The organism is Schaalia turicensis, from assembly GCF_019380255.1.
Lineage (GTDB): Bacteria > Actinomycetota > Actinomycetes > Actinomycetales > Actinomycetaceae > Pauljensenia > Pauljensenia turicensis_A.
The window spans coordinates 1-21219 of the sequence record NZ_CP048928.1 but is presented as its reverse complement, the minus strand read 5'-3'; the positions used below and the strand labels follow the sequence as shown (position 1 = coordinate 21219).

Genomic DNA, 21219 nt, shown 5'->3' with positions numbered 1-21219 from the left:
CATTAAGAAGCGCGTGAATCTGGTGACGAGTCTGCACACAAGGGCGGTCTGTCACAAAACGTTGCCATCGGACAACTAAAGTGGACGTATGCCTATGCGTCCGACGAATCACAGACAGGGGGTCCCACGACCCCCGATTCGTCATACGCGCCAGCTTCATTCGTCAACATCGCATCTTCCCGTTTCATCCGAAACGTCGGCCGGTGGCATCGTCATTGACGTTGTGGATGGAATTCCCTACGCCGCGTTGATTGCCAGAAGGAATCGTTCGGGTCGCATCGAATGGTGTCTTCCGAAGGGGCACATTGAACCCGGGGAAACGGCCGAGCAGGCAGCTCTTCGTGAAGTAGCGGAAGAGACCGGTATCCACGGCCAGATTCTGACTCACCTGACCAGCATCGACTACTGGTTCTCAGGCAATGAACGCCGGGTTCATAAGGTCGTTCACCACTACCTGATGCAGTACGTTTCGGGCGAAATCACGGTTGAAAATGACCCTGATCATGAAGCGGAAGCTGCCGCATGGGTTCGTTTGAAAGATCTTCCTCACCAGCTCGCTTACCCGAATGAGCGTCGCATCGTTTCTCTGGCCCTTGATCTTCTCTATCAGGGGCAATAGATGAGGCACGGACTTTTCGCCCGTCGGCTCTTCGCCACGAGTATCCGAAGCGTCGCCCTAGCAACCGCCACCCTTGCCGGCCTTGCCATGGTTGAAAGCAGTGTGGTCGCACCGGCCTCGTTCGGTGATGAAACGGCAGGTGGAACGCAGGCAACTGTCCCGGACCTGTTTGCCAAATCGCAATCATCGAACGGCTTGACCGTGTCGATCGACCAGCTCAGCCCGAAGATTCTGACGAACGAAAGCGAGCTGGTTGTTTCGGGCACAATCACGAACACCGGTGATGAAGCGCTTTCCGCCCCTTTGCTGATGGTCTCGATGGCCTTTGATCCGGCCGATAGTATTCGTGAACTCGCTGATTCTTTGGATGCGTCGACGCGTCCTGGGCGTCTGATCAGCTACGAAGAAACCAGCACGGACATTCCCGGCGGGCAGACCATCCCCTTCGAGGTTCATATTCCAGTTGATCGCCTCGACCTGTATTCGTCCTATGAGTGGGGTCCGCGAGCCCTCGGCGTCGACGTGCTGTCGGGGGATCGCAGTGGCGCGGATCGTACGATTTTTATTTGGGATTCCGGCCAGGAAGTCCAGCCCACACGGGTGAACGCTGTTGTTCCGTGGACCGCGTCGAATTCAAGCAATACCGTGAAAGAGCGTTCGGCGATAACTGAGATTGCTCAGATCCCGGGTACGACGCTGGCTCTTGATTCGACGGTGATTCCTCGTCCAACTCGTGACACGTCGACTTCGAAGGCGGATGCTGACGGATTGTTCGCATCGAAGCTATTGGTGGCTGAACGTGAAATCATCGCGCTTCCCACGGGGGATGCCGATCCCGGCGTGGTTGCGTTGGCGGCAAACGATCAGCTGTCTGCGCTGATGTCCGCGTCGATCAAATCCTTCCCGACGTCGGTGGAAGCAGCTGGGTGGAGCGCAACCGGCGTCGCGATTAAGGGGTACGAGGCCGCGTCTACCGACTTAGCCGAATCCAACCCGCAGAGCGCGACATCGCAGAGCTCTGACCAGTCGGGGGCTACCCAAACCCGGGATGATTTGGCGTCGCACAGTAAGCCAAACGGTTCACATTCTCAGTCCTCGAACGAAAGTGCTGCGCAGAAGGCGTCAAAAACCCACGCGAATGCAACGATTGTGAAGAATGTGGAGTGGCCGAAAGCTGAAACGTTCAGTACGACCGGGCTGGCCTTGGCTTCCGATAAGGTGACGATCGCTCCGGGCGGTGCGTTGGATCCGGACCCCGAGGTGTCGTTTACGTCCCTTGCTCCCGTTGAAGTGAATTATTCGACGGGTGAAACGTCCACGCAGGGGGCGACGGATTCGACGGCGACTGTTCTTTCAACGAATAAGACGTTGAACGATCTGCTGGGTTGGGAAGTGTCGACCAGCTCGGACGCTCTTGATGTTGACCAGGCACTTGCTGGCGTGTCTGCGATTATTACGCGTGAGCGTCCCAGTGTGTCTCGAACGGTTGAGGTGACGGCGTCGCGCACATTGACCCCGTCTGCTTCGCTTGTTCAGCGTCTGAATTCTTTGCTCCAACAGCGGTGGGTTGAGCCCACGTCGTTTAGCCAGATCGCGTCGTCGCAGGTGACTGACGTTGAGCGTTTCGTTGTTGGACCCGGTCAGCTGTCGGCTGAAACAAGCGCAGCGTTAACAACGCTTGGCGATGCACTGGCACAACTGAAGTCTTTTGCGGATTCAACGTCTGACCCGAAGGCGGTCAACGCGACTCTCCACGACGATATTTTGCCGACGGTGAGTGCGTCGATCAGCGCCGATGAGCAGGTGACGCGCGCATCCCAGTTCAGCGCGAAGGTGTCGCACCTCCGCTCTCTGGTGTCACTGGTGCCTTCAGACACGGTGAATCTGATTAACAAGTCCGCGGATTTTCCGATCCGTGTTCGTAATGATTTGGCGTGGGATGTGAATGTGACGGTCACGATCAACCCATCCGATCCCAGGCTGAAGGTTCGCCAGTCCGCGATCACAACCATTCCTGCGCAAACGGTCACCGCGGTCAACGTTCCCGTGAATGCCATCGGTTCGGGCGATATTGAAGTCACCTACCAAATCAATACTGCCGACGGCACGCTTCTTACCATTTCGGATAATGTTCTTGTTCGTATGCGTGCCGGCTGGGAAGATGCTTTTACTATTACGGTTGCGATTGCTTTTGGTCTTCTGTTTGTGATCGGCCTAGTCAGGTCGGTACGCAAGCGCCGTGCTGGGCGCGAAGAAGAGGAGAACAAATGACCGAGTCGAACTCTTCGGTTGAAGCGCCTCAGGAGCCTCGGAGCCGATCCATCCTGAGGGCCAGCGCGATCATGGCGTCGGGCACGATGGTGTCGCGAATCCTTGGGTTTGTTCGTTCGGCAATGCTTCTTGCTGCGATTGGAGCAGCCGGCGGTGGCGTATCTGCAGCCTTCCAAACGGCGAATACTTTGCCGAATACAGTCTTTAATCTTTTGGCGTCCGGCGTTTTTGATGCGGTTCTTGTTCCACAGATCGTTGGAGCACTGAAGCGGAAGCATGATGGTCAAACCTATGTGAATCGTCTGCTCACTCTTGCTGGGACGCTTCTGTTTATCGTGACGATCGTGGCGATGATTGCCGCTCCGCTGTTGGTCGTGATCACGGCGGCCGGCTACGATGCTCAAACTCGCACGTTGGCGATTCTTTTCGCTTTGCTCTGTTTACCGCAGCTGTTCTTCTACGGCCTGTACAACCTGCTGGGTGAGCTACTGAATGCGCGTGGCGTATTCGGCCCCTACATGTGGGCGCCGGTGGTGAATAACGTTGTTGGTATCGCCGGTTTGGGTGCATTCCTCTTTTTGTGGGGTGGCACCGAAGGGCGCATCAATGTCGAGGATCTTTCCGCGACACAATTCTGGCTACTGGGTGGGTCGGCGACGCTGGGCGTGATTGCTCAGGCGCTTGTCTTGTTCATCCCGATGAAACGATCGGGCGTTCATTTCAAGCCTGACTTCCATTTCCGAGGCACGTCATTTGGCTCCACGTCGAAGGTGGCCGGATGGACGTTTGCGACGCTGGGGGTCAGCCAGATTGGTGTCCTGTCGACGAATAACTTGGCCGCTTTGGCCGATGCGTACGCGAAGACGCATGACGGTGTGCTCGTCGGTATTAACGCCTACGCAACCGCTTTCATGATTTTCATGGTTCCGCAGTCGCTGATCACGGTGTCGCTGACAACAGCGATCTTCACTCAAATGGCGCGGGCGGTCGCCGATGATGATGATCGTTCCGTGGCAGCGAGCTACCACCTGGGCGTCCAAACGATTACGTCCCTGACTCTGCTGGCGGCTGCGATCCTGATGGCTGGTTCGGTGCCAATGATGCAGATGGTTCTGTACTCAAAGACGAACCAGGAAGTGATCACCGCGTATGCCTGGGTCCTTGTTGCTTTAATGCCGGGTGTGGCCTCAACGGGCATGGTCTTGATGAGTCAACGTGTTTTCTTCGCTTATGAAGACGTTAAACCAGTGTTCTTGATGGGTATTGGTCCGACCATTCTTCAGGTCATCGTCGGGTGGGGAATGTATGCGATGACGGGTGCCAAGTGGTGGGTTGTTGCCGCTGCTCTTGGTGAAACGTCGTGTCGCATTGTCCAGGGCGTGATTGCGGTGGCGTGGGTGTCGCGTCGTAATTCCTACGTGGATCGTGCCTTGCTTTTGCGTTCCTACAGCGCGTTTGTGGTTTCTGCCGTGCTGGCGGCGCTGTCTTCATTCGGCGCATTAAAGCTGGTGGGAGCGCAGACCCAGACTTCATCGACCCTGCTTCGTTTTGGTGGCGCTTCGTTGAAGCTGATCATGGTTTCACTGGTCGCGTCGATTGTGTACATGGTTGTTCTGAAGCTGATTTCGCCGTCGACAAGCGCGCGCACAATCACTCCGCTACTTCAAAGGTTGCGAGTTCCACTGGTTTTGCGGCGCATCCTTGCCACGCCAATACAGCCGAAATCGACTTCTTCAACGATAATGGATTGAGTTTCGTACTTTTTCAACGGAGGATCCCCATGAGCACGGACGGCAAGCCCGATCACGATGAATTGTCGGACGGTACGTCGTCTGAAAACTCACCCACTCTTGCGTCGCCCAACCCTGAGTTGAGCGAAGCCGAACGTGAGATTGCTATTGCGCTGGCCGCCGCTCTCCCCTCGTTCGACGAGATTCTGGCAGACCCTGAGTCTGATGATTCTGAAGTGGAAGATGGGGACGAGGCCGTGGTCGACTCTTCAGACACCCAGCTTGATGAAAGCCACGATGACGATGCGGATTCACCCGAGTTTGATGATGTGGTCGTTATCGATGAGCCTGAAGAACCTCTCCTAGGCGAGCAACCGGAAAGCATTGATCAGGATGAGGAGCGCGTCGAAGAAATCGATGATGTCTCTGATGGCGCCGACGATGCTGAATCCGAACAGGATAAGGACGCTGAAGACGACACTGACGTAGAAGACCGTGAGTCGAGCGACGATAGTTCTGACGAATCAGAAAATGAAGAATCTGATACTGAAAGCGGCGTGGCGCTCACGGGTTTTGCTGGCCTGATCGCCACGATCAAAGCAAAGTTGTCCGCTTCGAAAACACCTGAAGCGACAGATGACGTTGTTGAGTCTGGCGAAGACGGCGACCTCGACCAAGGCGCTCAGGACGAATCCGATGAAGATAATTCATCCATGCCTTCCGCCCCTGAAGAAGATCGGGGGAACGACGATGAAGGCAGCCTCGTCAATGAGGAAAACAACGAAGCCGAAAAGGCTGACAAGACTGTCACATCGAAGCACTCCACGGGCATTCCCCCGCTGGTGGCACCCGTTGACATGCCACTGGCACCCGAGGCCGATGTGACGACTTCCTTCCCCGGCCCGATTGTTGAGCGTCCCACAGACCATCTGGCTCTTGTGGCCTCCGCGGGTGAAGAGGACCAGCCTCAGCGTGAGCGAGGGCTGATTGATCCGACGAAGCCGACTCTTGTTTTCGCGGCTGTTTTGACTATTCTCGCTGCGATCTTCGGCACGGTGGGTCTGCTGAAACCCGTTGGCTCGCCTGACTTGGCGCAGTCGCTCGCAGACGCACAATCGGCAAACCACATCCAATCCGACGACCAATCGGCAATGCAGGGAACGACTTCTCCGCTTGTTTCTTCCGTATCCGTTCTGTCTTGGTCAAACGATGACGGCGATCACCCGGATACTGCGGTCAACATGATTGACGGCGACCCAGCAACCACGTGGCACTCTCGCTACTACGACACGAATTCTTTCACTGACGACAACACTGTCACCATCATTATCAAGCTCTCTGCAGAAGCAACGGTTTCTCAGATCACGCTGAACATGGATCCGTCCACGTCCGGTGGTGAACTGGTCGTGCGCAACGTCACGGATGCCGATGCTCCTCGGAGAGGAACAGAATTGGCTCGCGGGGCGTTGAGTCCTACAACGGAGATCACCCTTCCTGAACCCGTCACCACGTCGCAGATTGCTCTGTCCTTCGCGACCATGCCGACTTCGGTCGACGGTGACAACTGGGCATGGGTGAGCGAACTCAGCGTTCAGTAGCGATTTCCGCAAAGCACACTATTGGCTGATGAGGGTCAATAGGTGCCTGAAGCCTGACACTTTTGGCGATCTTTTCGAAAGGTAATGATGGAATTTACAGTGACGTCTGACCTGCTGGCCGTGAACACGGTTGATGCCGAGGTCGAGACCGTTTCGACCACACCGTCAACCCGCCCGTCTGGTGAGGTTCCCGCAGATGCGACCATTCACGATGTCATCGTCGTTGGTTCTGGTCCTGCCGGTTACACGGCTGCGATTTACACGGCTCGCGCCGGCCTGAAGCCAATCGTGATCGCTGGAGCTCTCGCTGCCGGTGGCGCTCTGATGACGACGACTGAGGTTGAGAACTTCCCCGGTTTCCCCGAAGGTATTCAGGGGCCCGAGCTCATGGATAACATGCGTGAGCAAGCAGAAAAGTTCGGCGCGGACGTTCGCTACGAGGATGTCACCGCGGTGAACCTGTCGGGTGATGTGAAGGTTGTGGCCGTCGACGACGAATTACTGTACGCGAAGGCTGTTATTCTGGCGACCGGTTCTGAGTACCGTCACATGAATGTTCCGGGCGAGGATTCGCTGTCGGGTCGCGGTGTTTCCTACTGCGCAACCTGCGACGGCTTCTTCTTCAAGGATCGTGTGCTGGCCGTTATCGGCGGTGGCGACTCGGCAATGGAAGAAGCAACGTTCCTGACGAACTTCGCCTCCAAGGTGTACGTCGTGCACCGTCGCGATGAGCTTCGCGCTTCGAAGGCGATGGCTGACCGTGCGAAGTCAAACCCGAAGATTGAGTTCGTGTGGAATTCGACCGTCGACGAGGTCCTGGGTACCGACGAGGTCACGGGCCTGCGTTTGAAGAGCACCGTTGATGGCACGCTGTCCGACCTTGATGTCAATGGTGTGTTCGTGGCGATTGGTCACCTGCCACGCACGTCGTTCCTCGCTACGGACGTCGCACTGGACGACGCCGGCTACATCGTGGTCGACGAACCATCAACGCGCACCTCTGCAACAGGTGTCTTCGCCTGTGGCGACGCCGTCGATCACACCTACCGTCAGGCGATTACGGCTGCCGGTTCCGGTTGCCGCGCGGCCCTTGATGCCGAGCGTTGGTTGGCATCGAAGAGCGACTGATCATCTATCCGTGATGTGTGAGCGCGTGCAACAGCGCACATCAAGGTAAAAACGGGCATTCATCTCCTAATCTGCTCGGCTGGGCTCATACAGTTATCTGTATGAGCCCAGCTTCAGTTTCATCATCATCTGCTCCGACCCCTGCGCCAGCCACGGCGACTCAGTCTGGCCGGTCCGCCTCGTTGATGCGTATGTTGCCCGGCATCGCACTGTCTTTCGTTGCGGTCGGACTGGCATTGCTCATCAACCATTTTGTGCCGGCGCTGTCGGTAATGCTGGTGGCGATCATTCTGGGTGTTTTTCTGCGGAATATCGCACAGCTACCCGCGGTCCTGGATCCCGGTCTGGTTTTCACTTCCAAGCGTCTGTTGCGTGCTGGCGTTGTGCTATTGGGCCTACAGCTGGTGGTAGCCGATATCGTGGCACTGGGCGCTGGGATGATCGGTGTTGTTGTTGCGGTTATCGTCTTGGGTATTGTGTCGACGCTTCTTGTGGGGCGAGCTCTGCACCTATCGATCACGCAGACACTGCTGATCGCGTGCGGTTTCTCGATCTGCGGTGCGGCCGCTGTTGCCGCGGTTGATGGCGTTATTGAAGCTCAGGATCGCGAAGAGGTTGTCACCGCTATTGCGCAGGTCGTCATTTTTGGCACGCTGCTGATTCCGTTGATCCCGATTCTCGGCACGCTGTTCGGTTTGGATCCGCTAACCACTGGCTTGTGGGGTGGCGCAGCCACACACGAGGTTGCCCAGGTTGTCGCGATTGGCGGTGCGTTGGGAGGTGGCGAGGCACTGTCTGGTGCGGTTGTTGTGAAGCTTGCTCGCGTGCTGATGCTCGCTCCCGTTATGGCGACGATCAGCATCTGGAGGCGTCAGAAGATGGCGTCGGGAGCTCAGATCCCCGGTATGGGTTCCGAGGGTGGCAAACTTCCGCCTCTGATGCCACTGTTTGTCTTCGGATTCATCGTCATGGTCTTCGTGCGGTGGACCGGGATTGTGCCCGCGTCGTGGCTTGCGGTTCTGAAGATTATTCAGACGGCGCTACTCGCCTCGGCGATGTTCGCACTGGGCACGTCCGTGAAGCTGCGTGATTTTGCGTCCGTTGGCCCGAAGCCGTTCATTCTTGCTACCTCGACGACTGTCATTGTTGCTCTGACTGGCTTCATCGGCGTGATGCTGGCGCACTGATTCTTCGCTTACCGTCAACAGAGGGCCTCCGCTACCGCCCTCTTGCTGGCGTGGGGTGAGACCAGTGTGGTCGCCCTCGTATAGTGGTGAAAACAGCGACGGGCACACCCCTGTCCTGTTCGCTCCTCGTAAAATCTGCCCGGGTAGGCTGATTCGTATGACGTTTTCTGACGTGCCACGTAAAGGCGTAGCATCCGCGCAGGGCCTCGCACCCACTGACCCGTGCACCTGCGGTTCTTCCATCGCATTTCGCGCGTGTTGCTCCCCGATCCTTGACGGCGAGCCGGCACCCACCGCCGAAGCGCTCATGCGTTCGCGCTACTCCGCCTTCGTGCTGGGCAACGAAAACCATCTTTTCCGCTCGTGGCATCCGCGCACACGCCCCACTCCCCCATACATTGACCCGCAAATAACATGGAACGGGCTCACCATCGTCGACACCGTCACGGGAACCGAAAACGACCAGGACGGCATCGTCGAGTTCATCGCCGACTTCACCCACGCACGAGGCCACAACCGCCTGCACGAACGCTCCACCTTCACCAAGCGCGGTGGCCGGTGGGTCTATGTCGACGGGACGATGATGTGAATTCTCACCACACCCACACCGACCATATCGACACCGACTACATTCACCCCGAGCTCCGCGACCTTGTCCACTCAGTTAGCTTGATCGGCTGGACGCGGATTATTGTCGGCAACTGGGCGATTCTCAGTGCAATCATCCTGGGCCTGTTCATTCACCTGAAATCTGTTGCGAACTTTGATCAGGCGGTTCTGAACTGTGTGCTCACGATCCGCATCGATGCGTTGACCGCGTTCATGAAAGCGGTGACCCACCTTTTCTCCCCGACCGTTTCCGTGATCGAAGCGCTCGTCATCGGACTATTGATCTGGGCAGTCTCAAAGTCGTGGCGCTTCGGGCTGTTTATTCCTCTAGTGATGGCGGTGTCAGCGGTTGCAACGTCGCTGGTCAAGCTCGGTATCGAACGAGTCCGCCCACCGATCCCAGAGCGCCTCGTCGTCGAACTTTCCCATTCTTTCCCATCCGGTCACACCACCGCTGCCTCCGCCCTCGCTATCAGTGCTGCTCTGCTTTCGTTACATGCATGGGGACTATCCCTGATCAATGTCGGTATCGCAGACTCCCGCCTTTCATGGAATCGACGAGGCCGCGCCTGCCTGATCTGGGCGCTCGCGATCTCATTAGTGGCGCTTGTGGCCACAACACGCATTTACCTGGCCGCGCACTGGACAACAGACATCATTGGTGGAGCACTGATGGGATCAGGTACCGCGCTAATCTTGGGAGGTCTTTTATTGAGCCGCCACAGCGTCCACACACGCTAGACAGTGAACCATGTCACGGCCATACTGGGACTATCCCGGATGAAAGGAGACACCGATGTCTCTGGTGTTACGGTGGCTTGTCGCGTTCTTCTCAGGCTGGGTCGTCATCCTGATTGCAACAACATTTTCAACCGAGGTCGCCGCAGCTGACACCTACCGTATCTGCGCTCATGGCTATGTCATTATCGGTGCGTTCTTTCTTGCTGTCGCAGTGTTCCTTTACCTGCTGATTCAGGCTCTGTCGGCCACAAGTACGACCATTGAACTGCGCGGAAACTCTGACCAGTCCGCTTAGTCAAACATGTATGTGCCACGCCAGTGCGCGCCCAAACCAGCGGCAACAAACGAAAAACCCCGGCACCGAAATGTACCGGGGTATGTGTGGAGCTAACGGGACTCGAACCCGTAACCCCCTGCTTGCAAAGCAGGTGCGCTACCAATTGCGCCATAGCCCCAATGACATCAATCCTGGAAAGGATTGTCCGTCACGGATTTCCACAACTCTACATTATCGGAGAGATCTTCGAGAATCTGTCGCACAACAATACCCGCTGCAACAGCCGTAGCCACCGCACTGAGTGCTGTGATCCATTTCTTCATTGGATCTCCGCCTTTCTTGCGATTGCGGAACGTGGGCCTAGATGGGCTCGAACCATCGACCTCAGTCTTATCAGGACTGCGCTCTAACCTACTGAGCTATAGGCCCAACCTTGTACCCCGAAGAGCACTCGATTATGTTACGCACACCCACCGTCTAACTTCAAATTGAATGGCGTGATGTAGCGCACCACACGATTATTCGTCCATCAAGGAGATCTTCACGCCACCCACCAGGGACGCGATGAGGTTGTACAGCATGGCGCCAAGGGTCGAGATGGCGGTCAACAGAACAACATTCGCGACACCGGCAATGGTGGCGTAGGACAGAACCTTGGGAAGACGCAGATAGTCAAGGAACGGGATGAACTTTTCACCACCGATGGTCTTCATGAAGTCTTCGATGGTGGAAAAGACATGCATACCGTCAACCATGAACCACAAGACAGCGGTTGCAATCACCATGGCAATGCCGAATGCGACGGAAAGAAGGAAGCTCACCTTCATTACCGTCCACGCATCGACTCGCGCGATAGCGATATCAACTCGACGAGGCGTGTCATTGATGGAATACATGCCGTGCGCGTCGCTCATTCGTCATTACCTTCCTGGGTGGACTCTTGCTCTGACGCTACAGTGTTATCAGCGCTTTCGTCAGCATTCGAAGAGTTTGTCGGCGTTTCATCACCCAAGCTATCGGAGTCCTGAGATTCAGATTCGCCATCTTCATCATCAATATCGCGCTCCGGGTTCGGAGTGATCGCGATGATACGGTCGTCCTCGTCCGGGCGAGCGAAAATGACGCCCATCGTGTTGCGTGCCGTTGGGCGAACGTCCGAGGCGTTCACTTGGACCAGCTTGCCGGATTCGGTGATGACCATGACGTCTTCATCCGGATTGACCACAAGTGCGCCAACAAGGCCACCGCGTTCATCAACGAGCTTGCCAACGCGGACACCCAACGTGCCACGGGACTTCGTTGGGTATTCCTCAACCGGAGTGCGCTTCGCATAACCGGAGTCAGTGACGATCAGCAGATCAGCGCCCTCGCGCGGAACCTCCATGGACAGCAGTTCGTCGTCACCGCGGAATCTCATGCCACGAACGCCTGCCGTGGAGCGACCCATCGGGCGGAGCTGCTCGTCGGTGGCGACGAAGCGGACTGCCTGGCCCTCACGCGAGACCAGGATCAGGTCCTGATCAGCGTTAATGACCTGTGCGGACACGAGCTCATCCGGGTTACCGGCCTCATCTTCACGCAAGTTGATGCCGATGATGCCACCGGTACGTGAGGACTCGTAGAGCTTCAGCGGAGTCTTCTTCACCAGACCGGACTTGGTTGCCAAGACAAGGTAGTCGGCGACCTCGTAGTCGCGGATGGCGAGGACCTGCGCGATGTGTTCTTCCGGCTGGAATGCCAGCAGGTTTGCAACGTGCTGGCCCTTGGCATCGCGACCGCCTTCGGGGATCTCGTATGCCTTCGCACGGTACACGCGGCCGAGGTTCGTGAAGAACAGCAGCCAGTGGTGCGTGGTCGTGACGAAGAAGTGCTCAACAACATCATCTCCGCGCAATTGCGTGCCACGAACACCCTTGCCACCGCGCTTTTGCGAACGGTAGTTGTCGGTGCGCGTACGCTTCGCAAAACCTTCGCGGGTGATGGTGACGACCACGTCTTCTTCGGGAATGAGGTCTTCCATCGACATTTCTCCGTCGAAGGCGACGATGCGCGTGCGACGGTCATCGCCGTACTTGTCGACAATTTTCTGCAGTTCACTCGAGATGATGGAACGCTGACGCGCCGGCGTATCGAGGATGTCCTGCAGATCGGTGACTCGCGCGGTCAGTTCGGCATGCTCGTCCATAATCTTCTGGCGTTCCAGAGCAGCTAGACGACGCAGCTGCAGGGCGAGGATCGCGTCTGCCTGAACCTCGTCCACACCGAGCAAGTCCATGAGGCCCTTACGTGCTTCGTCGACAGTCGGCGAACGACGGATGAGCGCGATGACCTCGTCGAGAGCGTCGAGTGCCTTGAGGTAGCCCTCCAAGATATGGAGGCGTTCCTGAGCCTTGCGCAGACGGAACTGGGTGCGACGCACGATGACGGAAATCTGGTGCGTGATCCAGTGACGAACGAAGCCGTCCAAGCTGAGCGTACGCGGAACACCGTCGACGATCGCCAGCATGTTGGCGCTGAAGTTTTCCTGCAACGGAGTGCGCTTGTACAGGTTGTTGAGAACGACCTTGGCGACCGCGTCACGCTTCAAGACGATGACGAGGCGCTGGCCGGTACGACCCGAGGTTTCGTCACGGATATCCGCAATACCCTGGATCTGGCCGTCACGAACCAGCTGAGCGATCTTGTCGGCAAGATTGTCGGGGTTCACCTGGTAGGGAAGCTCGGTGACAACCAGGCACTGGCGTCCCTGAATTTCCTCAACGTTGACGACTGCACGCTGGGTGATGGAACCGCGACCAGTTCGGTAAGCGTCTTCGATGCCCTTGCGTCCGAGGATCGTGGCGCCGGTCGGGAAGTCCGGGCCGGGGATGCGCTGAATCAGAGCCTCAAGCAGTTCCTCGCGGGATGCTTCGGTGTTCTCAAGCGCCCACTGGATACCGTCGGCAACTTCTCGCAGGTTGTGCGGCGGGATGCGGGTCGCCATACCGACCGCGATACCTTCGGAGCCGTTGACCAACAAATTCGGGAAGCGGGACGGCAGAATGGTCGGCTCTTGGTTCTTGCCATCGTAGTTGTCCTGAAAATCGACGGATTCTTCATCGATATCGCAGACCATTTCCATCGCCAAAGGCGCCATTTTACATTCGGTGTAACGGGGTGCTGCGGGGCCAAGGTTACCCGGCGTACCGAAGTTACCCTGACCGGCAACCAGCGGATAGCGCAACGACCACCACTGCACCAGACGTGCCAGCGCATCGTAGATCGCGGCATCGCCGTGCGGGTGGTAGTTACCCATGACGTCGCCGACGACGCGGGACGACTTGGAGAAGGAGGAAGTGGGTCGGTATCCGCCGTCGTACATCGCGTAGAGCACGCGACGGTGAACAGGCTTGAGGCCGTCACGCACGTCGGGGAGGGCTCGACCGACGATGACGCTCATCGCATAGTCGAGGTAGGAGCGCTGCATTTCTACCTGCAGGTCAACCGGCAGGACACGGTCGTAGTCGACAGCCGCGTCGGTTGTGTTGTTTAGCTCGTCGCTCACGTTTTTCCTTAAGTTTTATTGACGAGGCCGGCCTGCGGCCGGTGCGTGACTGTTAGATCAGATATCGAGGAAGCGCACGTCAGAGGCGTTGCGCTGGATGAAGGAACGACGAAGATCGACGTCGTCGCCCATGAGGATCGTGAAGATCTCATCGGCGTCGGCGGCCTCATCGAGGGTGACCTTCTTGAGGATACGGTGAGCCGGGTCCATGGTGGTTTCCCAAAGCTCGTGGTCGTTCATTTCGCCCAGACCCTTGTAACGCTGGATGCCACCTTCCTTGGGCAGGCGGTGATTAGCTGCCTGACCCGCTGCGAGAAGCTTGTCACGTTCCTTATCTGAGTAAGCGAATTCGTGCTCGGCGTTCGTCCACTTGATGCGGTAGAGCGGAGGCATTGCGATATAGGTGTGGCCCTGTTCGATCAGCGGTCGCATGTAGCGGAACAGCAGAGTGAGAAGCAGGGTTGCGATGTGCTGACCGTCGACGTCGGCGTCGGCCATGATAACGATCTTGCCGTAGCGGAGCTTTTCAAGATCAAAGTCTTCACCGATACCGGTACCGAACGCTGTGATGAGTGAGCGGATCGTGTCAGAGGACAGCGCGCGATCAAGGCGAGCCTTTTCAACGTTCAAGATCTTGCCTCGGATCGGCAGGATCGCCTGGTGTTCGGGGTCGCGACCACCAACGGCGGAACCACCTGCGGAGTCGCCCTCGACGATGAAGATTTCGCATTCTTCAGCCTTGCGCGAGGAGCAGTCACGAAGCTTGCCCGGCATGGACGCTGATTCAAGGACACCCTTACGGCGGGTGGCTTCGCGAGCCTTGCGGGCTGCGACGCGTGCCTGCTGCGCCTGCTGACCCTTGTTAATGATCGCCTTCGCGTCTGCGGGGTGAGCATCGAACCAGTCGGTGAGCTGGGAATATACCTGCTGCTGAACGAAGGTACGTGCCTCGGTGTTGCCGAGCTTCGTCTTCGTCTGACCTTCGAACTGCGGTTCGGTCAGCTTGATCGAAATGACGGCTGTCAATCCTTCGCGGACGTCATCGCCGGTCAGATTGTCATCCTTCTCTTTGATGATTCCCTTATCGCGACCGTAGCGGTTCACAATGGTCGTCAGCGCCGTGCGGAAGCCTTCTTCGTGCATACCGCCTTCGGTCGTGTTAATCGTATTCGCGAAAGTGTGGACGCTGGACGAGTAGGCTGTGGTCCACTGCATCGCGATCTCGACACTCATCGTGCCTTCATCGTTTTCCGATTCGAAGTCGATGATGTCATTGTTGATCGTTTCGATCTTCTTCGCCGAATCCAGGTATTCGACGTAGTCACGTAGACCGTGTTCGTACATGTAGGTGACCTGACGGTGACCGGGAACCGGATCGTCTGCGGGACCCATTTCATCGCCGGTGATCTCGTCGCCCTCATCAACAGCGGTGGGGCGCTCATCGGTCAGCGAAATACGCAGACCCTTGTTCAAGAAGGCCATCTGCTGGAAGCGCTGACGCAGGGTCTCGAAGGAGAACTCGGTGGTTTCAAAGATATTTGGATCCGGGTAGAACGTCTGTGTTGTGCCCGTCTCGGTGGTTTCTTCGCCACGTTCAAGCTTCGTGATCGGCGTACCGCCGTTGGCAAAGGACATCCGCCATGCATACCCCTGACGACGGACAATCGTGTCGACGCGGGTCGACAGCGCGTTCACAACCGAAATACCGACGCCGTGAAGACCACCGGACACCGCGTATCCGCCACCGCCGAATTTGCCACCGGCGTGCAGGATGGTCATGACAACCTCAACCGTGGGCTTACCTTCGGTCGGGTGAATATCAACGGGAATACCTCGACCGTTATCTTCGACGCGAAGACCACCATCGGCAAGAATTGTTACTTCGATGTGATCCGCATATCCAGCTAGAGCTTCGTCAACAGAATTATCGACGACCTCGTAGACCAGGTGGTGCAGACCGCGCTCACCGGTTGAACCGATATACATACCTGGACGCTTACGAACCGCCTCAAGCCCCTCCAGAACGGTGATGTCTGAAGCACCGTAGCCTTCAGCCCCGCCTGTCGTCTTTTCGTTGTCAGCCACGCGGCTCCCCTCATACAAGCTGGGCCTGAAAAACCCAACGATTTAACGCATTAATTCTACCAAAAATGACCATAAAACCGGGGAAACTCACGCCGTGACAAAGGCAATGAAATATCTTCTGACCTGCGAATATAGGTATGTGACCAGTCACACCCTCACCGTGATAAGAAACAGACAACCATCGACGCGCACACCATAAAAAACACGTGTATTTTCCGGTCGCATCATCGTCACCTGATCCGGCCCCAATCAGCCGTATGTATCGCGCGGACCCCGGCCTCGTACCGACAGCGGACCTTTCTTCCACGAAGGCGCCACCGGCCCCAAAACCACAACCTGTTCCACCACGCCACTACCGACAACCTCGCTGATGCGACGCAGAATTCTGGGGAGCAATAACTGCAGCTGTTTCGCCCACGCCGTTGACGTACAGCGCACAACAATCTTCTTGCCTTCGAAGCTTTCAATGTGCGTGTGCTCGGCAATATTCGGACCAACAATCTCGGGCCAGCGATTCGACACCGACGCAATCTGGATCTGATTCGACCAGCTGTTATCCTTCACAAACGAACTCAGGATCGAATCAATACGCCCAGACCGATGATACGAGCGATGCATGGCCGCCATGCCCGGTGTCTTTACCCACACCTCTGGGCGATGGCGCTGAGCCTGAACAATGCCACTCAAGTCGCCGGCTTCAGCCATCTTGTCGCTGAAATCAGATTCGGCTGATAGATCTGCCTGACCACGAGACATATCCACCGCGCAATCTTCATTCGCGCCAACAAGTGCCCCCGGAGTCGGACCTTTCACTCCTTGCATGACGAACGTGGGCACGGGTGAACGTGTGAAACCTCGTGCGCGCGCATCCATCTGAGCACGCGCCAAGGCCGCTGCCAGGAAGTCTTCTTCGGGCTCGTTCATTCTTGGACTTCCGAGCCGTTGTCGACCGACCACGCCACTTTCACAACGTGTGCATCCAATTCGGGAGGAATATCGCCCTCAACAGCAGCGGTGATTAGCACCTGATCCGCTTTATCCATACGCGTGGTGAGTCCAGCTCGCCGTTTCGTATCAAGTTCGGCGAACACATCGTCGAGGATCAGAATCGGGGTTTCACCGTCATCAGCCAGAAGATCAAAAGCTCCAAGACGCAGAGCCAACCCCACCGACCAGGATTCGCCGTGGGACGCAAAGCCCTTCACAGGCATATGTCCAAGACACAATGACAGATCATCACGGTGAGCACCCACAAGGTTCACTCCCCGCTCCATCTCTTGATCCTGAAGACGTTCTAAGGCGGCCAACAGACGCTGAGTCTGCGCCTCAACATTCTCCAAGTCGGCGCTTGTCGGATCGTCCGGATTCGTCCCGATTTTTCGGTCGATTGACGCATCCATCGCCAAAACCAAGTGGCGAGGAGAATCGGCAACATCGTCATATGCCGTTGCCACGGGATCAGACAATCGACGAACAAGAGATGCTCGCATTGCCGTGACCTGGCTGGACAATTCAGCGAACCGCTCATCCCACACAGACAGCGTTGAAATATCTGGGATGCGACCCCGTCGCAATGCCACCTGCGCCTGCTTCATCAACGCAGCCCGCTGGCGCGCCACTCTGTCAAAATCAGACTTCGTCTGCGAATACAGGGGGTGAATCTGAACCGCAATATCATCAAGAAATGCCCTGCGTACGCTGGGATCTCCACGAACAATCTGCAAGTCCTCGGGTGCAAAGACAACCGTACGAACGAGACCCAGAATGTCTTTCGGCTTCACGTTCGTGCGATTAATTCGCGCCCGATTTGCCTTGCCACGCACGATCTCAAGCTCAAGAACCTGGGAGCGATCGTCTTCCAAGGCTGTCTTCACGCGGACAAACGCTCCAGCCGGCGGGCGCTCCTCGACATCTAACGGAATACGAACCAGCGAGGACTCCGCAGACACCCTGTGCGAAGAAAATGTCGACAGGTAAGCGATAGCCTCAATGAGGTTTGTTTTCCCCTGACCGTTGGCGCCAAGAAAGACCGTGGGACCAGCCGGTAATTCAATGACGACGTGGCACCATGATCGAAAATCATCAAGCGCGACGTGCGAGACGCGCATGAAGATCAGGCACCGAAGCGAATCGGCATCAACAGGTAGCGGAACTGCGTCACTTCGCCTTCATCCACCTTCGACTGGCCGGTCATCACGGCGGGCTTGGTCGGGTGAGTGAAACCGAAACGAACAAAATCCGTGTCGAGAACGCCCAGGCCATCAAGCAGGAACTGCGGATTGAACGCGGTCGCAATATCTTCACCATTCAGGTGAGCTTCAATTGCTTCGGATGCCTGAGCGTTATCTCCCTGACCGGCTTCGAGAACCAGCTGACCATCCGAGAAAGACAGGCGAACCGAGGTCTTGCGCTCTGCAACCAGCGACATACGCTTCACAGCTTCAAGCAGTTCGTGGCGGTCGCACACTGCGGTGATCGGCGTAGATTCAGGGAACAGGCCGCGAACCGGCGGGTAATCGCCGTCCATCATGGTCGACGTGGTCCGACGGTTCGACGATGCGAAGCCAATCAATGAGGCCCCGCCCGCAACCATTTCATTAGACAGACCAATTTCGACCTTGGCACCCGACGTCATTGACTTCGAAACATCCTGAAGAATGCGAGCCTTCACGAGGGCAACCTGTTCGATCGAAGTATCGGCAGGCTCCCAATCAAGTTCACGCATTGCCAAACGGTAACGATCAGTGGCAAGCAAGGTCATGTGTTCGCCGTCGATTTCCATTCGAACACCGGTCAGAATCGGCAGAGTGTCATCGCGCGATGCGGCAATAGAAACCTGGGAAATAGCCTGTGTCAGAACCTCGGAGTCAACGGTTCCCGCAAGCGGTGGCTGAAGTGGAAGCAACGGATATTCATCCAAAGGCATGACAGCAAGCGTGAAGTGCGAAGAACCACATCGCATATTCACCTTCTGACCATCAAGTTCAATGGTGACTGGCTTATTCGGCAACGATTTGGAAATGTCTGCCAGCAGGCGACCTGAAACCAGAACTTCGCCTTTTTCTTCCACATTGGCCGGAATACGCGAATTAGCGGAGACTTCGTAATCGAATGATGAAAGGGTCAGTTCCTCATTGTCTGCATGAATACGCACACCGGCAAGGATGGGGCTAGCTGGGCGAACAGGCAGGGCGCGAGCAGTCCAAGACACTGCCTCAGAAAGAACGTCTCTTGCGACGGTGAACTTCATGCCGGCCTCCAATTAAAAACTCGGTCAACGTACGTACGACACATGCCTCGCCATTCTACCTGTATGCACTACAACTATTCACCTAGAAAATATTTTGTTGTGAATAACTATCGTCTGACACTTTTATCGTTGTTTGATTACCCATAATTCACCGCGTTCAACGCAATAGATTCCAATTGACTCGTTCAACGTGAATCCACAAGGTGGCACGCTCACATCTGTTCGGTTGATTTTTTTGCTACGCGTTTTTTAAAAGGAACCTTCATCATCAGTGTTGTGTACACAGTGGAGAACTATGTTTTTCGTTGGAATATAGCCACACTGATCGTGGATAGAGCTGAGTACGATCGTGTGAATGACACAGGAGCAGTTGTGGATGAAAAATGACTGGTTTTTGTCATTCACACGTAAGACCACTCCATCATCAGCAAATGACACGTTTTCCACTGTGTCATTCACACCGAGGAAAGCTCTGATATGTGATGTGCAGTGACGGCAGGCAGGTATAGCTCCGCCCTTCGACATCCTTGAAGGGATACAGACTTCGAATAGGGTGACCGCGATAGGTCGAGTCGTCAGTTTCCGCCTCGCGCTACCTTCTTAATACGGTTCGTCAATTCAGTGACGTCGTTATAGACCTCGCGACGCTGTTTCATTTGTTCCAGGATCTTCTTATTTGCATGCATGACCGTCGAATGGTCACGGTCGAATGATTGACCGATCTTTGGCAAAGACAATTCGGTGAGCTCGCGACAGAGATACATAGCGATCTGACGTGCCTCGACAATCGCGCGACTGCGATCAGTTGAACACAGCTGGTCGATAGTGACGTTGAAATACTTTGCACACTGACCCATGATCAGCGGAATAGTAATTTCAGTGTCGTCGGGGTCAGAGATGTAGTCCTTCAAGGTCATCTCTGCCAACGCCAGGTCAATCTTCTCGTGGTAAAGGTTCGCATACGCGACTACGCGAAGGATGGCACCTTCGAGCTCACGAATATTCGACGAAATACGTTCAGCAATATACGTGAAGATTTCAGGGTCAATATCCAGATTTTCGTCTGCGGTCTTCTTCTGCAAGATCGCAATACGCGTTTCCAGATCTGGTGGCTGAACATCAACCAGCAGACCCGATCCGAAGCGTGACCTCAAACGTTCCTCAATGCCTTCGAGGTGCTTGGGCTGAACGTCCGAGGTAATGACGATCTGCTTATTGGCCTGATAGAGAGCATTAAACGTATGGAAGAAACCTTCCATCGTCTGCTCCTTCTTAGAAAGGAACTGAATGTCGTCGATTAATAGCAGGTCGAGTTCACGGTATCGACGGTGGAATTCTTCAACGGCCGAGTTATTGGGGTTGTTGACACGAATTGCATTGATGAATTCGTTGGTGAATTCCTCGGATGATACGTAGCGGACCTTCTGGTTTGGGTAGAGCGACAGCGTGTAGTGGCCGATTGCTTGCAGAAGGTGTGTTTTGCCCAGTCCGGATTCGCCGTAGATAAACAGCGGGTTGAAGTCAGTTCCCGGAGATTCCGAAACGGCGACAGCTGCCGCGTGAGCGAAGCGGTTCGACGGACCAATAACGAAGGTATCGAATGTGTGTTTTGGATTCAGCCTGGTTGACGAGGTATCGAGTGCGCGATCGGTTGATTGAGGCGCAACGTATGAGAATCGCTTGGGATCGTGCTCTTCAAACGAAGAATCTGGGAAGTCATTGATGGCTTCAACGCCGTCGAGCTGTCGAAGTCGTTCTTCTGCCGACGGGTACGAAAAGCTCTGTGCATAGGTGGGTGTATCGCCGGTCTGGTGGTGCCCCGCGCTGGGTACCTCATTGGTAGTTGGTTGATTATCTTCGGTTGACGAGGCCACCTCTACGTTCTTCGCCTGATGCTCTTTTTCGTCGGCGGTTTCTGGCAGTTCCATGTCCGGGTCAACGGTGATGGCGATCCTGGTGCGTTTTCCAAAGGTCTGGGACAGAGCATCCGTCACGCTTGACGATGAGCGTTCAATCCAGTTCTTCGTGAAGTCATTGGGAACGGACAGAAGAATTGTGCCTTCGATATTGCCCAAAGGACGTGTGGATTGAAGAAATCCCATGCCTGCGGGACCAAGACCTGTCTGAGCAAGTAACTCCAATGCTTGTGTCCAAGCAGCATTCAACGATGGAGTTTCCAC

General features: G+C 56.0%; 17 protein-coding genes and 2 tRNA genes. 9 read left to right on the top strand and 10 right to left on the bottom strand.

What is annotated here, in order from left to right; translation table 11 throughout:
- Positions 1-94 precede the first annotated feature (94 nt).
- The 9 genes from G5S47_RS00095 to G5S47_RS00055 all read left to right on the top strand — a co-directional run bounded on the left by G5S47_RS00095 (position 95) and on the right by G5S47_RS00055 (position 10178).
- On the top strand, positions 95-619 hold the full coding sequence (locus tag G5S47_RS00095; RefSeq protein WP_006680610.1) for an NUDIX hydrolase: 525 nt from the start codon (positions 95-97) through the stop codon (positions 617-619).
- The gene (locus G5S47_RS00090; protein ID WP_006680609.1) at positions 620-2890 is read left to right on the top strand and encodes a DUF6049 family protein; all 2271 of its coding nucleotides are present in this window, start codon (positions 620-622) and stop codon (positions 2888-2890) included.
- Entirely contained in the window at positions 2887-4641 is a 1755-nt protein-coding gene (gene murJ / locus G5S47_RS00085; RefSeq protein WP_006680608.1) for a murein biosynthesis integral membrane protein MurJ, read from the top strand. Before G5S47_RS00090 ends, murJ begins: the two co-directional genes overlap by 4 nt.
- A gap of 29 nt (positions 4642-4670) precedes the next feature.
- Entirely contained in the window at positions 4671-6218 is a 1548-nt protein-coding gene (locus tag G5S47_RS00080; protein ID WP_006680607.1) for a midas domain-containing protein, read from the top strand.
- An 87-nt stretch (positions 6219-6305) separates the two neighbouring features.
- Positions 6306-7346, top strand: a complete 1041-nt coding sequence (gene trxB / locus G5S47_RS00075) for a thioredoxin-disulfide reductase (protein WP_006680606.1) — start codon at positions 6306-6308, stop codon at positions 7344-7346.
- 101 nt (positions 7347-7447) lie between these two features.
- Positions 7448-8533 (top strand): YeiH family protein, encoded by a 1086-nt coding sequence (locus G5S47_RS00070; protein ID WP_040318349.1) that lies wholly within the window; start codon positions 7448-7450, stop codon positions 8531-8533.
- A 157-nt stretch (positions 8534-8690) separates the two neighbouring features.
- Positions 8691-9122 carry a YchJ family protein gene (locus G5S47_RS00065; RefSeq protein ID WP_219585568.1) on the top strand — a complete coding sequence of 144 codons (432 nt, stop codon included), beginning with the start codon at positions 8691-8693 and terminating at the stop codon, positions 9120-9122.
- Entirely contained in the window at positions 9119-9883 is a 765-nt protein-coding gene (locus G5S47_RS00060) for a phosphatase PAP2 family protein (RefSeq protein ID WP_219585567.1), read from the top strand. Before G5S47_RS00065 ends, G5S47_RS00060 begins: the two co-directional genes overlap by 4 nt.
- A 55-nt stretch (positions 9884-9938) precedes the next feature.
- Positions 9939-10178, top strand: coding sequence for a hypothetical protein (locus G5S47_RS00055; protein ID WP_006680602.1), 240 nt, complete (start codon positions 9939-9941; stop codon positions 10176-10178).
- Between the two features lie 87 nt (positions 10179-10265).
- Here the strand turns inward: G5S47_RS00055 and G5S47_RS00050 are convergent.
- The 10 genes from G5S47_RS00050 to dnaA all read right to left on the bottom strand — a co-directional run bounded on the left by G5S47_RS00050 (position 10266) and on the right by dnaA (position 21180).
- Positions 10266-10338 (bottom strand) — tRNA-Ala (locus tag G5S47_RS00050).
- Positions 10339-10345: 7 nt separating this feature from the next.
- Positions 10346-10483 (bottom strand): DLW-39 family protein, encoded by a 138-nt coding sequence (locus G5S47_RS00045; protein ID WP_006680601.1) that lies wholly within the window; start codon positions 10481-10483, stop codon positions 10346-10348.
- Positions 10484-10515: 32 nt separating this feature from the next.
- Positions 10516-10589: transfer RNA gene (locus G5S47_RS00040), tRNA-Ile, on the bottom strand.
- Positions 10590-10678: 89 nt separating this feature from the next.
- A complete protein-coding gene (locus G5S47_RS00035) occupies positions 10679-11074 on the bottom strand; it encodes a DUF3566 domain-containing protein (RefSeq protein ID WP_006680600.1) in 396 nt (131 codons plus the stop codon).
- The gene (gyrA, locus tag G5S47_RS00030) at positions 11071-13704 is read right to left on the bottom strand and encodes a DNA gyrase subunit A (RefSeq protein WP_219585566.1); all 2634 of its coding nucleotides are present in this window, start codon (positions 13702-13704) and stop codon (positions 11071-11073) included. The genes G5S47_RS00035 and gyrA overlap by 4 nt, the downstream gene beginning before the upstream one ends.
- 57 nt (positions 13705-13761) lie before the next feature.
- Positions 13762-15789, bottom strand: a complete 2028-nt coding sequence (gyrB, locus tag G5S47_RS00025; RefSeq protein ID WP_006680598.1) for a DNA topoisomerase (ATP-hydrolyzing) subunit B — start codon at positions 15787-15789, stop codon at positions 13762-13764.
- 249 nt (positions 15790-16038) lie between these two features.
- The gene (locus G5S47_RS00020; protein ID WP_006680597.1) at positions 16039-16713 is read right to left on the bottom strand and encodes a DciA family protein; all 675 of its coding nucleotides are present in this window, start codon (positions 16711-16713) and stop codon (positions 16039-16041) included.
- Positions 16710-17897, bottom strand: a complete 1188-nt coding sequence (gene recF / locus G5S47_RS00015) for a DNA replication/repair protein RecF (protein WP_219585565.1) — start codon at positions 17895-17897, stop codon at positions 16710-16712. The genes G5S47_RS00020 and recF overlap by 4 nt, the downstream gene beginning before the upstream one ends.
- 5 nt (positions 17898-17902) lie before the next feature.
- Positions 17903-19039 (bottom strand): DNA polymerase III subunit beta, encoded by a 1137-nt coding sequence (gene dnaN / locus G5S47_RS00010; RefSeq protein WP_006680595.1) that lies wholly within the window; start codon positions 19037-19039, stop codon positions 17903-17905.
- 575 nt (positions 19040-19614) lie between these two features.
- On the bottom strand, positions 19615-21180 hold the full coding sequence (dnaA, locus tag G5S47_RS00005; protein ID WP_424133815.1) for a chromosomal replication initiator protein DnaA: 1566 nt from the start codon (positions 21178-21180) through the stop codon (positions 19615-19617).
- Positions 21181-21219: the final 39 nt, after the last annotated feature.

Coding starts and splice junctions, on each gene's coding strand:
- dnaN (WP_006680595.1), bottom strand. CDS start 19,039: ATGAAGTTCACCGTCGCAAGAGACGTTCTTTCTGAGGCAGTGTCTTGG.
- recF (WP_219585565.1), bottom strand. CDS start 17,897: ATGCGCGTCTCGCACGTCGCGCTTGATGATTTTCGATCATGGTGCCAC.
- G5S47_RS00080 (WP_006680607.1), top strand. CDS start 4,671: ATGAGCACGGACGGCAAGCCCGATCACGATGAATTGTCGGACGGTACG.
- G5S47_RS00070 (WP_040318349.1), top strand. CDS start 7,448: ATGAGCCCAGCTTCAGTTTCATCATCATCTGCTCCGACCCCTGCGCCA.
- G5S47_RS00095 (WP_006680610.1), top strand. CDS start 95: ATGCGTCCGACGAATCACAGACAGGGGGTCCCACGACCCCCGATTCGT.
- G5S47_RS00045 (WP_006680601.1), bottom strand. CDS start 10,483: ATGAAGAAATGGATCACAGCACTCAGTGCGGTGGCTACGGCTGTTGCA.
- G5S47_RS00035 (WP_006680600.1), bottom strand. CDS start 11,074: ATGAGCGACGCGCACGGCATGTATTCCATCAATGACACGCCTCGTCGA.
- G5S47_RS00065 (WP_219585568.1), top strand. CDS start 8,691: ATGACGTTTTCTGACGTGCCACGTAAAGGCGTAGCATCCGCGCAGGGC.
- murJ (WP_006680608.1), top strand. CDS start 2,887: ATGACCGAGTCGAACTCTTCGGTTGAAGCGCCTCAGGAGCCTCGGAGC.
- G5S47_RS00055 (WP_006680602.1), top strand. CDS start 9,939: ATGTCTCTGGTGTTACGGTGGCTTGTCGCGTTCTTCTCAGGCTGGGTC.
- trxB (WP_006680606.1), top strand. CDS start 6,306: ATGGAATTTACAGTGACGTCTGACCTGCTGGCCGTGAACACGGTTGAT.
- G5S47_RS00020 (WP_006680597.1), bottom strand. CDS start 16,713: ATGAACGAGCCCGAAGAAGACTTCCTGGCAGCGGCCTTGGCGCGTGCT.
- G5S47_RS00090 (WP_006680609.1), top strand. CDS start 620: ATGAGGCACGGACTTTTCGCCCGTCGGCTCTTCGCCACGAGTATCCGA.